General features: G+C 59.3%; 10 protein-coding genes. 1 reads left to right on the forward strand and 9 read right to left on the reverse strand.

The features are described from left to right. Positions 1–70 precede the first annotated feature (70 nt). Positions 71–850 (forward strand): SDR family NAD(P)-dependent oxidoreductase, encoded by a 780-nt coding sequence (locus tag ISN74_RS08415; RefSeq protein WP_188799569.1) that lies wholly within the window; start codon positions 71–73, stop codon positions 848–850. 65 nt (positions 851–915) lie between these two features. Here ISN74_RS08415 and ISN74_RS08420 read toward each other — a convergent pair whose 3' ends face one another. The 9 genes from ISN74_RS08420 to ISN74_RS08460 form a co-directional block, all read right to left on the reverse strand. Next, the gene (locus tag ISN74_RS08420; RefSeq protein ID WP_188798899.1) at positions 916–1,830 is read right to left on the reverse strand and encodes a MurR/RpiR family transcriptional regulator; all 915 of its coding nucleotides are present in this window, start codon (positions 1,828–1,830) and stop codon (positions 916–918) included. 9 nt (positions 1,831–1,839) lie between these two features. Further along, entirely contained in the window at positions 1,840–3,162 is a 1,323-nt protein-coding gene (locus ISN74_RS08425; protein WP_188798900.1) for a peptide MFS transporter, read from the reverse strand. A gap of 183 nt (positions 3,163–3,345) precedes the next feature. Further along, positions 3,346–4,368 (reverse strand): dipeptide epimerase, encoded by a 1,023-nt coding sequence (locus ISN74_RS08430; RefSeq protein WP_188798901.1) that lies wholly within the window; start codon positions 4,366–4,368, stop codon positions 3,346–3,348. Positions 4,369–4,382: 14 nt separating this feature from the next. Continuing rightward, positions 4,383–6,374: a serine hydrolase domain-containing protein gene (locus tag ISN74_RS08435; protein WP_188798902.1), complete on the reverse strand. Its 1,992-nt coding sequence runs from the start codon at positions 6,372–6,374 to the stop codon at positions 4,383–4,385. Positions 6,375–6,398: 24 nt separating this feature from the next. After that, positions 6,399–8,729: a TonB-dependent receptor gene (locus tag ISN74_RS08440; protein ID WP_188798903.1), complete on the reverse strand. Its 2,331-nt coding sequence runs from the start codon at positions 8,727–8,729 to the stop codon at positions 6,399–6,401. Between the two features lie 266 nt (positions 8,730–8,995). Next, positions 8,996–10,117, reverse strand: a complete 1,122-nt coding sequence (locus ISN74_RS08445) for a hypothetical protein (protein ID WP_188798904.1) — start codon at positions 10,115–10,117, stop codon at positions 8,996–8,998. A 97-nt stretch (positions 10,118–10,214) separates the two neighbouring features. Further along, entirely contained in the window at positions 10,215–11,654 is a 1,440-nt protein-coding gene (locus ISN74_RS08450; protein WP_188798905.1) for a DHA2 family efflux MFS transporter permease subunit, read from the reverse strand. Positions 11,655–11,661: 7 nt separating this feature from the next. Further along, positions 11,662–11,988 carry a hypothetical protein gene (locus ISN74_RS08455; RefSeq protein WP_203546725.1) on the reverse strand — a complete coding sequence of 109 codons (327 nt, stop codon included), beginning with the start codon at positions 11,986–11,988 and terminating at the stop codon, positions 11,662–11,664. Positions 11,989–12,092: 104 nt separating this feature from the next. Beyond that, complete coding sequence (locus ISN74_RS08460; protein ID WP_188798906.1) at positions 12,093–12,536, reverse strand: MarR family winged helix-turn-helix transcriptional regulator; 444 nt, start codon at positions 12,534–12,536, stop codon at positions 12,093–12,095. Positions 12,537–12,584: the final 48 nt, after the last annotated feature.

Genomic DNA, 12,584 nt, shown 5'->3' on the forward strand with positions numbered 1-12,584 from the left:
GTTCGGACATTCAGCTCCTGACGCGGCACCGATAGCCTTTCGCTCATGCCTTATCGCTCAGGAGCGCAGTATGTCGAAAGAAAATCCCACCGTTTCCCCAACCAAAATCGCGATTGTCACGGGCGGTAGCCGCGGGCTTGGGCGTAACACGGTGCTGAACCTTGCCCGGCGTGGCGTCGATTCCATCTTTACCTTCAATGCTAATCAGGCAGAGGCCGAAAAGGTGATTGGACTGGTTGCCGAGACCGGTCGGAAGGCTATCGCCTTGCAACTCGATACGGGAGACATCGGTTCGTTCGACGCCTTCGTGCATCATGTGCGTGATGCGCTTTCAACGTGGGGCGCGGAGCATTTCGACTATCTCGTCAACAATGCGGGAACCTCCAATCACACTCCATTTGAACAGACGACGGAAGCGGAGCTGGACAGTTTGTACAACGTCCACTTCAAAGGCGTTTTCTTCCTGACCCAGAAGCTACTGCCGCTGATCAATGATGGTGGACGCATCGTCAACATTTCCTCCGGCTTGACGCGCGTTGCCGTGCCGGGAAGCTCTTCCTATGCGTCGATGAAAGGCGCCGTCGAGGTGCTTACGCGTTATCTGGCAAAGGAGCTTGGGCCGCGCCGGATTGTGGTCAATACCGTGGCCCCTGGTGCCGTCGCGACGGACTTCAGTGGCGGTATGGTTCGTGATAATCCCGAGATCAACAAGCGTGTTGCCGAATTTACGGCACTTGGCCGCGCGGGTTTGCCCGATGACATCGGCCCGATGATTGCGTCGTTGCTTTCCGAGGACCACCGCTGGGTCAACGCCCAACGTATCGAGGTTTCAGGCGGTATGTTGGTCTAGTCGTAGAAACACACCCAACCGCGGGCGTGGGCACCGCGAAGCTCAGCAACAAATCGAGTGGCGGGTCATTTGCGGGGTTTGACCTTCGTGCGCTTGCTATCTGGCATTTTTCCACTACTCGCCACAGGTTCCCGTACCTTGCTCGATGATGCTCCCATGTACCCCACCAGCTTCTGGCGCAGTTGGTTGATATCGCCAAGTCGATCCATCACAACCTCGCCCTTTTCCTGGACGACGGACGTCGCCAACAGGCTGAACAGCGTCATGTAGGCACTGTAGCTGTGCCATACCCAACTGGCCTGGATCATCAGCACGTGCGGAGTGAGCTCGCGTGCCCAGTAGCAGTCGGTGTCGGTAATCATGATCAACGGAATGCCGCGCGCGACAACTTCTTCAGCCAGCGCACGGAATTGCTTGAAGTAGCGGCGCATGTCGATCAACACGATGCAGCTGTTGCGGGTGGAGTCGAGCAGCATGTCGACGTAGGCGCCGTCAGTGCCGGTGTTGCAGAAAACGTTCGACCTGAGCTGCTCCAGCGTCTTGGCGAAGGACAGGCCGAGAAATGCTGCGTGCTGGAAGCTGGCTACCGAGACGCGATCGGCCGAGACCAACAGCTTCACGACCGATTTCCATTCCTTGCTGCCGGTCAGCGCATGCACATCGGTCAGCGCACGAATTTCCGATTGCAGGTGCGCGGCGATGGCATCGGTGTCTTTCGGCTGCTCAGGCTCCTTGTAGAGCTGTCGCCAGGTTCCTTCGCCGCGCAGCTCTTCCTTCAGATCGCCAACGCCGTCGTAACCGAGGTTGCGCAGGAAGCGTCCTACCGTCATCTGACTGACGCCGACATGCTTGCTCAGCGAAGCCGCCGTCTCGAACGGTAGATCGCGGATGTTGCGCAACAAATAATTGGCAATCTTTTGCTCGGATGCGGTGAAGCTATCCCAGTGATCCTTGAGCTTTTGTTGCAGGTCCTTGGTCATCGTCGTTCTTCATCTGGAGAGCATGGTAGCCAGCCCTGTATTCTCGCGCTTTTCCACATGTCCCATGCGCAGGCCCAGCGCGTATAAAAGCGTAGCGGCAATGCCGGCCACGCAGCCAATCAGTACGAAAAACCATCCGTGCGTCAGTGGGCTCCACAGGGTTCCCAGCGCGCCCGCAAGCAGATTGCCAAAGAATCCGGCGAAGAACCAGATCGCGATACTGGTGGCGCGAAATCCCTCCGGCGCCATGCGGCCGAACAAACCCAGGCCTACCGGCAGAATGTACAGCTCGCCCAGCGTCATCAGCACGAACCATCCGGCCAGCCAGGCCCAGTTGGCGCGCGCGCCATGCGTTTCAGCCCAGGCGGCCACGCCCGCGAGCAGCAGGTAGGACAAGCCCACCGTGGCGGCGCCAAAAGCCATCTTGAGCAGCCACGGCGTTTCAATCCCGCGTTTGGCCAGGCGTGTCCAGCGCGCGAGCAGCAGCGGTGTCGCCGTAAAGACCACCAGCGAGTCCAACGACTGGAACCAGGTCATGGGGATGCTCCAGCTGGCTGTGACGTGGCGATTCACGCCTTCATCCGCCCACAAGGCAATCGTATTGCCCACTTGTTCGTAGGCCCCGCGAAAGACCACCACGATGGCGGCAACGCCGACCAGGAAGGCGAGCCGTCGGAAGGTTTCACGATCAACAGGCTTGGATGCGGATTGGCGGGTATCGATGCGCACCGTTTCCGGCGGCAGATAACGGCTGCCGCGCAAGTAGATCACCAGCGAGATCAGCATGCCGATACCGGCGGCCGTAAATCCCCAGTGCCAGCCGTACGCTTCGCCAAGGCTGCCGCATATCAGCGGTGCGATGAATGCGCCGAGGTTCACCCCGACATAGTAGACGTTGTAGGCGCTCTTGCTGCGCGGATCACCCTCGCGATAAAGCCCCTCGATCTGGCTGGCAAGGGTGGGCAGGAACAAGCCGTTGCCGAGCGCGATGGTCGCCAGTGCCGGATAGAACAAGGCCTCCGATGCCATCATGAAATGACCCAGCGCCATCGTCACGCCGCCGATGATCACGGCCTTGCGCTTGCCCAGCCAGCGATCCGCCACGACGCCACCGAACACTGGCGTGAAATAGACGAACGCGGCATACACGCCGTAGATCAGTGAAGCGTGTTCCTGATGAATATCCAGCCGCTTGGTCATGTAATAGACCAGCAGCGCGCGCATGCCGAAGAACGAGAACATCTCCCACATTTCGGTGAGGAACAGAATGGTGAGGCCGGGAGGGTGGCCGAACCAGGTTCGTTCGCGTGGTGGGTTGTCGACTTCGGACATGCACGCTTTCCTATCGGTACGGAAGTGAGGTGTCGCTCTTGAACGGCGTGTTACAAAGCGCGATGTCATTCCCGCGCAAGCAGGAATCCATGTTGTTCCTTGGCGAAAAGCGAAAATGGATTCCCGCTTTCGCGAGAATGACGTCGCCGCCCTTGTCGACGCTACGGTAGGTCAATGGAGTCATCATGCGACTGCAGTAGTTGGGCCGCCCCATACGCTATCCGGACACCATACATGCCCATCCTGATAACTGACTGACGGTGTGCGATCACTCAGCATATAGATCGGACCGTCCAGATCCACCACCGAACACAGTGAGCCAAGCACGAACGCCGGTGCCATCGACCAGGATGTGCCGCCCATATTGCCCACCATCAGCTTGAAGCCAAGATCACGTGCCTGACGTGCCATCGTCAATGCCTCGGTGAGTCCGCCGCATTTATCCAGTTTGATGTTGATGACCTGCACGCGACCGACCAGATGTTCGAGATCGGTGTGATCCTGCACGCTTTCGTCTGCAGCGATGGGAATAGGGGCATTCAAACCGTCCAGCCAGGCCTCGCAGCCGATCGGAAAGGGTTGCTCCACGACGGCGACCCCGGCTTCCACGAATGCCGGCATCGCTGCCGTCAGTGATTCGCGGGTAAAGCCCTGATTGGCGTCCACCATCAGCCATGCGCCGGGGCGTGCTTCCCGTACGGCACGCACGCGCTCGGCATTGTGGTGATCGTTGGTGAGCTTGAGCTTCAGGGCGCGTGCGTCGTTGAGCTGGCGCGCGTAGTCGGCCATCACCTCGGGATCGTCGGCGCTCAAGGTGAACGTGGTCAGCAACGATTGCGGTGCGGACATGCCAGCCAATTGCCACACCGGTTGGCCGTGCCGTTTGGCCTCCAGATCCCATAGCGCGCAGTCGAGCGCGTTACGCGCGCCGCCAGAGGGAAGGAGTTCCAGCAGCTGTTCGCGTGTTGTCCCACGTTCGATGTGTTCGCGTAAGGCTTCAATCTGATGGAGCATCGAGTTTGGCGTGTCGTGGCGGTAGTAGACACCCAGCCCTTCACCACGCCCCGTCAGCTCCCCATCTTGCAGCGTGACGACCAGCATCGCGCACTCGGTAAAGGTGTAGCCAGTGATATGGAACGCATGGGTCAGTGGCCGTTTTTCGATCGCGGCACTCAGCTTCAACGGTGCGTCTGATAGTTTTGTCATGATGGTTTCCTGTATCAGTAGCTCACGCTGAAGCTGACCATCCCGAAAGCCAGGATGAACCAGGCCAGATAGATCGCTGCGAGCGCCAGCAGGCTTTCACCGGTGCGCACCAGCCAGCCGCGTTGCGCTGGGTACCAACTGCGCCATGTGTGCACCACGATCGCCACGACGCCGAGCAGCGCGATCACGCCAAGCGCATAGAGCACGTAAAGCCAGGGCGTTGCCGAGCCATGCAGTATCACGTTCTCATCAACCGCTGTGGCGACTAGCAGCAATACCCAGCCCAGAACGTCAGCCAGCAAGATCAGCGCGCCGAGTCGTGACAGCAGCCGGGTGCGATGCAAGGCCGTCGGAAGATCGAGCGATGTGTGATAGTGACGGCGCGTCAGCCAGCCGAACAGCCAGATCAGCAGCGCTACCAGTACGATCAGTGTGGCAATGCCGGCTAGCAAACCTGCGCTGCCAAAACTCTTGTAACTGGGTACACGTTGGAACACCTCGACGGCAGGAATCCAGTCGGTAGCCCAGTAACGGATGCTGCCATCCGGATTGGTGACGAAGGCAATCCGGTCTTGTCCGTTCACTTCGCGATATTGCAACGGACCCACTTCACGCCAGTGCAGAGGTTGCCCGGCGTAATCGGTGAGCATGGAAACGGTGAGCGTACCATCCGGTTGTGCGGCGACGCTGGTTTGCCCGGCAAGGTAAAGCACGCGCATCGCGCTTTCATTACGGCGGCTGGCCTGATACCAGCCGGCCACCCGTGCCGCATCTGCCTTGGCGGTCGACGAGGTCGCTTGCGTTGGCAACGTATACGGGAAATAGCGATCGAGGAAGGCATCGAAGATCGCCGTGCGCACCATCAAGGTGCCGCCCGCTTCACTACTTCCAGCGCTGTTGAACGACATGAAAACGCCGATGTTCTTGTCGAGCAGCAAGTGCAGGTCGCTGTGAAAAAATACGGTGTCACCACCATGGCCGATAATGCGCAGGCCATTGCGGTCTTCCTGGTAGAAGCCAAGGTCGAAACCAGGCATGCCGGGTGCCGGTGTGTATTGCGGGCTGTGCATCAACTCAGCCGTCGCTGCCTGCAGGATGCGCGTATTGCCATAGGCACCGTTCTGCAACTGCGCAATCATGAAGTGCGACATGTCCATGGCGCTGGTGCTCATCGCACCGGCTGGCGCTGGATCGACCAGTTCGAAAGGCTGCGGCACGCCATCGGACGCGCTCTTGTAGCCTTTCGCCATCAATGGCGCGAGCGAAGGTGGCAGTGGTTGCGCGAACGTCGAATGCGTCATATCCAGCGGTTGGAAGATGTGATGCTCGATGTAATCTTCGAAGCGCTCGCCGGAAACGCGCTGCACGATATAACCGGCCAAACCACAGCCATAGTTGGAGTAGGCAACAATTTCTCCCGGCGGGAAGATGCGCTCGGGAAGATGGGTTTTCAGATAGCGCTCCAGATCGACGTCTGCAATCGATGCGGGCAACAGCCCTTTGCCTGAATCCTCAAATCCCGGCGTGTGCGTCATCAGGTTGCGCAAGGTAATCGGTTTGCCCTGATACGGCGGGATCTTGAAATCGAGGTAGTCGTTGATATCGCGATCCAACTGCAGCTTGCCTTGCTCGACCAACTGCATTACGGCCGTCCAGGTGAATAGCTTGGACGTTGATCCCGGCCGAAACAGCGTGCTGTCCGGCGATACGGGCGTGCGCTGCGCGAGATCCGCATAGCCATAGCCCTTGGCGAACAGCACGTTGCCATCCTTCACCACCACGATCACACCTCCGGCGATGTCGCTGCGCCGGAGGGCAAAAGGGATAAGGCCATCGAAGAACGAGCCGAGGTCTTGTTGCGTCAGCGCCGGTGTCGATACTTCGACGCTGCTGTCGGATTGCGATGCGGTGGTACCTGACGGCGACGACGGCAATCCCTGCGCTGCGGCGAGATTGGCGGTAAGGCCGGCAATCAGGGCCACCAGGCGTTGGACATGGCGGTTCATGCGGACACTCCGTGCAAAAGAAGCTTAGAAATCCACGGTGGCAGACATGCCGATCGTGCGTGGCGTCTGGTACGTGGCTTGGAACGGGCTGGCGATCGAACTGAGCGTTTCCGGCCACATCGAGGTAATGCCGCGCTTGTTCGCCAGGTTCTTGGCGTACAGTTCGACAGTCCAGTTGTCGTAGTTCACGCCTACGTGCATATCGACGTTGTTGTAGCTGGGCAGGCGAAAGCGTGGCGCGGGAACCGTATTGAAATCCGCGTAGCGCGCGCCGATGTAGCTGATATTCCCGCCCACGAAACCGGACCAGCCACCGCCTAGCGGAAAGTCGTAATCCGCCCCCAGGTTTGCATTCCATGTCGGCACGTAGGGCAGGGGATCGCCGTTCAGGCCGTAGACGCCGCCGGGTGGCGTATTGGCGGCCAGTTCCGCCTTGGTGTACGTCGTATTCGCCCACAGCGTGAGTCCAGCGAGCGGCGTGTAGCGCCAGCTGACTTCGGCGCCCTTGCTGGTGGCTCTGCCGCCATTGCCAAGGAAGCTGAAGCCACCCGCCGTCGTGGTGAGCTGCACTTTGCTCCAGTCGATGTAAAACACATCGGCTTCTACGCTCATGTGCTTGTCGAGCATGAGCGACTTCAGGCCCAACTCGTAATTCACCAACCTGTCTGGCCCGAAGGTCAATGGCGCCCCTAAGCCTGGCGGCACGCCAACATTCGGGCCGCCAGGACGAAAGCCCGAGGCGACACGTACATAAGCCATCAGATCGTCGCTGAACTTATAGCTGGGATTGAACAGGTAAGTGACCGGATGGTCGTGTCCGCGCGTGGTGAAGTCGGTCGTGCCGGTCAGCAGGCCAGTGGTGGTCTGCGTATACGATGTGCTGTCGCTGCTGTAGCGTGCGCCGACCATGATGCTCAGTTGCGATGTGGCATGCCAGGTGAGATCGCCATAGCCCGCCCATTCACTGAAAGTGGCAGGACCGACGACCACATTGCCCAGCGTCGGCAACGCGATGGGAACGCCGGTGTTGTAGTTGAAACTCAGGATGTCCTGATTATCGGTAGTGTGTTCGTGAGTAAAGAACGCACCAGCGCGCCACTCCCAGGTCTGATCCGCGGGTGATTGCAGACGCAGCTCCTGCGTCACCTTGTTCAAGGCGATGGGTTGGTATTCCGAATAGCCGCCGTTGGTCAGGCCGAAGATCGGGTTCAGCACGGGACCGTAGAGGTCGGTAATGTCGGTGTTTTCATTGAAACGCAGCGTGCCGTAGCTGGTGGTTGAAACCAGTTTTGCCCAGCCGAAATCCGCATTCACCGATAAGTCGTAAAGGCGATATTTGATCTTGAACATGCCCGTGCCAGCTGCGCGCGCCTGGTTTGGCCAGCCGTAGATCGGCTGCAGTGTCGCCGGATTGATGTCGATGCCCTGGTTGGCAAGGCCGTCGCTGCGCAGGTTCTGCGCCAAGGCCGAAAAGCGCACCGACACCTTGTCGTTGGGCGTCCACAACAACTGCGCACGGCTGCCGCTGACCTTGGCTTTGTCGATATCCGACTGACCGGTGGTGATATTGCGGATGTAGCCGGGATCGTCGCGGTCGTAGACGTTGACGCGCAATGCCAGCGTATTGGCGATCAGCGGGATATTGACCGTGGCGTGGGTGCCGTACCCGCTACCGCCGCCTGCGATGCTGCTGGTATCGACACCGACGCGAGCGCTGGCTTGGGTGGTATCGGGCGGTGCGGTTACGAATTTGACCAGGCCGCCAAGCGTATTCGATCCATACAACGTGCCCTGAGGGCCACGCAGCACTTCGATGCGCTCCAGATCATTGGGATCGATATCCGGCGTGAGCATGCTTCCTGCGGCGTAAACGGTGCTCGATCCGTAAGGCGTGTCATCGATGTAGGTGCCGACCGTGGCATTGGGCTGCCTGCTGCCGGAAGTGATGCCACGCAATACCAGCTGGGTCCAGCCTTCGCCGGAGGAGATGATATTGAGCCCCGGTACCTGCGAGGCGTAATCGGTAAAGCTGGTGGCGTTCTCGCGTTCGAGCTGCGTGTCGCTCACTACCGATACGGCCATCGGCACGTCCTGCAGGCGCTCTTCGCGCTTGTTCGCCGTAACGATCACCGTGCCAAGTTGCACCGGTGCCGAACTGCCGCTTGCGGGTCGCTGGGCATTGCCCGATTGCCCCGCGTTGGATGCGGGTTTTTGTTGCGCTTTGCTGTCAGTACTGCTGGTTGGACCTGGCTGGCTGCTGTTGTCCTGAGATTGTGCGTTGACCCATAGCGGACAGCCCAAGGTCAAGGCAATCGCCGCGCAAACACGACGGCGAACGTACGGTGAGCGACACATATCCACGACACCTCCCCCGAGATACCGGTAGCTTGTGGGTGGATTGTTATCTCAATAACATTTATGTGTCAATGATATCTATATAACATTTTGGCCTGTGGCGCTGGGGCAGCTCCCAAAGTGCAAAGTAAAGCTGCCTATATAGATGAAGAGTCTTGCCTCGCCGTCATCCCGGCCTTCGTCAGGATGACGATTCGCGCTGATGGATGCTCAAGGAAAACAGATGCGTCATGGTTTATGCGAGGACGTCGCGTAATGACGATCGTTTAGCGCCGCAGAATGGCGATAACAATCTCCACCACAATCAACACAATGATCGCCAGTTCCAGCAGTTCAGCACGCTTGCCAGACGCTTCCTCATAAAGTGCCGCATACGTATCGCGAATAATCGATAGTTTGCGATCCACCGCAGCACTCACATGGCGAACACGGAACAGATCCAGTGCTGAGGTATAGACGCGCGCAAGGTAGACGTCTTCGGTCACCTGCAGGGCGTTGTCGACCTTTTCGGTGATTTCCGTAACTTCTGCCACCAGGGTATAGAGCTTGCGCGCAAGGTCAGCGAAGTGGCGGGCGGCGAGTGGGTTGCCCGCGTGGTGGGCGACTTCCACCATGTCGTACATGCTTGGCAGTTCGGCGTCGAGCAGTTCGTCGTAGAAGCGCATTTCCAACAACTGCGCGTTGGCGACTTCCAGGATGTCCACCACGTCGGAATCACCGCGTGGCTCGTAGATGAAGGCGCGATCCCAGGTCAACACGACCAGATCATCGGCGTAGTAGGAGAAGCGTTGCTGTAATAAATCTCTGCGGGCTTGTTCGGATAGCGGGCGCTGCTCGCCGGAGAGCAGGGGGACCAGGTCGATCCGTTCGTGCATGGAAGCGATCGGTATGGGCTCGTCGAAGTTGTGCACGATGCCAAGCAGATAATCCTCATGCAATGAGGCAGGGCTGGGGCGCGTCAATGCAGGCATAAGCACGGTTCGCACATGTTGCAGCAACTGCGCCCAGATCGGACTGTCAGCGCTTGGGCCCAGCAATGCGTCCACCGCGTTCACCAGTTGCGAGAACAACGCCCAGTTGCAGCTCGTCACCGGCACGTGGACGGAAAACGCGGCGGCGCCGAAGTCATACAACCGCACGGTGACGTACGCCCGATAGGACTGTCCAAGCAGTGAAAGCTCTACCTCATCCAGCCTCAACAGCACCGGCGGCACACCGAAGGTGACGGCCTTCGGCGGCGTGCTGCTCAGCTTGCTGCGGATACTGGCCGGGCGGCTTTGCTGTGCCCACAGCGCTTCGACGTTGGCAAGGTCTATCGCATCGGCGATATCAACCAGGTGCATGGCGATGACGACGGCCGATTGAACTGTAGGTTGCTCATACGGCATGAATGCGACACCCGTTGCGAATGCCGGAATAGGGTATCAGGGATTGGGGTGTTTCCGTGCTTTCAGACAGATGGCATTGATTAACGTGTGGCGTTTTTTACGCGGCGTTTGCGCTGGCAGGACGTTGTCTTAAAACCTCATCCATCGAGCGAGGCAGCCGCAGCGCAGCGATGGCGGTCGCGGCGTGCAAGACGCAAAGCAAAGCGAACGCAAAGGCATAAGGTGTGAGCGATGCGTGAGCTGTTGGCTGCAAAGCCAGGCGCCAGCCCAGAAAGGTGGCACACAATGTGGTGAAGGTCGGACCGCCAAGGCGCTGAACGATGTTGAGTGTAGTGGTCGCCATGGGCAGCTCGCTGCGCTTCACCGACGCATACGCTGCGGACATCGAGGGAATGCCGACAGCGCCCTGGCCGACGCCGCGGATAAACAACGCGACAGCCAATACGGTGAGGCTCAGCGCGTGATTGGCGAGGTAGAAAAGAGGCAGCGTGCCCGCCAGGGCGAGCAAAGCGCCGCTAGCGGAAACGTTGCGGATGCCGAAGCGGTGGGTCAGTGCGCCCATCAAGGGATAGGTGCACATCATGCCCAGGCCCAGCGGTGCCAGCAGCCAGCCCATTTCGCCAGGCGAACGGCCGCAATCGCGGATCAGGTAGAACGGTATCAGCATCTGTCCTGCGAACAGTGCGCCGTTGGACAGGAATTGGGTTAACGCTGAGGCGGGAAACACTTTGCCTTTGAACAACTGAAGATCTACCAGTGCACGGTCGCCCTTGCGATGTGCGCTCCAGAAGAACAGTCCCAACAATGCAATCGCTGCAAGCATGATGAGTTGCCCAGTGCGCTCGCCAATGCGATCCGATCCGTAAAGAAAGATCACCAACCCAGGCGAGAGCAGGGTGAGGCCGACCCAGTCCAGTTCGCGTGGTCGGATATCTTCGTGATCGTTAGGCAAAAAGATCGCGGCCAAGGCAATGGCCAGTACGCCAAAGGGCAGGTTGATCAGGAACAGCCAGCGCCAGGACGCATGTTGAAGAATCATGCCGGCCATCACCGGCCCGAGGATCGGTGCCAGCAACACGGGCACCGCGGCATAACCCACCACGCGTGCCATGTGTTTGCCGGCGGCGCGCGCCATCATCATTTGCGCCATCGGTGCCAGCAACCCGCCGCTGATGCCCTGGATCACACGGAACGCGATCAACGATTGAGCCGACCACGCCAATCCGCAGAGAGCGGAGGAGAGCGTGAACGCGGCAAAGCACCACAGATACACCGGTTTGGCGCCGATCCGGTCCACCAGCCAGCCGCTCATGGGCAGTGCAAGGGTGAGCGCCAACAGATAGCCGCTGGTCACCCATTGAATGGTCGAGAGACCCGTATGCAATTCGGTGGCAAGGCTCGGCAGCGACACATTGGCAACCGTCGCGTCGAGCTGCGCAAGGAACGAGCCGAGCACAGCGACAGCGGTGATTTTCCAGATCGCCGGGTCGAGCTGATCGGACGCGTCAAGCTCACCGGATTTTGTTGGAGCATTCATGACCGAATCACTGCTGCAGGTTGCCGCCGTGGAAGCGTCCGAAGTGCGTCGCCGCAAACAGGCTGAGCAGCAGTGCGCCAAGTCCCAGTGCGATCATCGGTTCGGCGGCGTGGATATTGAAATCACCTACGCACACGAGCAACAGGTAGGCGCCGATAAAGTTGATGAAGCCCCAGATCACATTGAGCGTCGACGACGACAGTCCTTCCCCGGGCGGCTTCGCAAAGGGTGTCTGGAAAGGACGCCCCATGCTGCCGCTGACGAAGTGAGGGATCGCGTTGGCCAGGAACGCGCCGCCGAAGAAATAGGAGAGATCGTGCAGCCAGTTCACCATGATGAGTCCTTCTTGGGATGCGTTGTCGTGCCAGTGGTGACATCACGCGGCTGTGCGTGGCCAGTGTGTGATGCGATGACAGGTCGATGCCATGAAATCTGCGGTTAGGGCTCGCTCAGGCGTTTGATCAGGGGAATGGCGGCGATGAGTGTCTGCACTTCCGCGGGTTCCAGCTTGTTGATGGCCGCGAGCAACCATTCGCGTTTGGCGATGCTGCGTTTACGGCGCAATGTCGCGCCCACAGGTGTGAGTGCAAACAGAATCTGTCGTCCGTCGGTGGGGTGCGGGTGTCGCTCAACCAAACCTTCTTGTTCGAGGCCCGCCAGAATGGTGCCCATCGACTGCGGTTTCATCGTCTCGGCACGCGCCAGATCCGCTGTGGTCATGCTGCCGTGCTGATCCAGCCGCGATAGCACGCTGAGTTGCGAAAGATTGAGTTCTTCCGAGTTGGCTTCCGAGCGCAGGCGGCGCAGCAATTGGCCAATGCTTGCCGTGAGTTCGCTGATAGCGGTTTCGAGCTCGGCCTGGGGGCGGACGGGTTGTGTCATGGGGCGCACCTTACATTTTAGAAGTTCAACTTGCAAGTTAAACTTTCT

This window comes from Dyella caseinilytica, from assembly GCF_016865235.1.
Taxonomy (GTDB): Bacteria; Pseudomonadota; Gammaproteobacteria; order Xanthomonadales; family Rhodanobacteraceae; genus Dyella_B; species Dyella_B caseinilytica.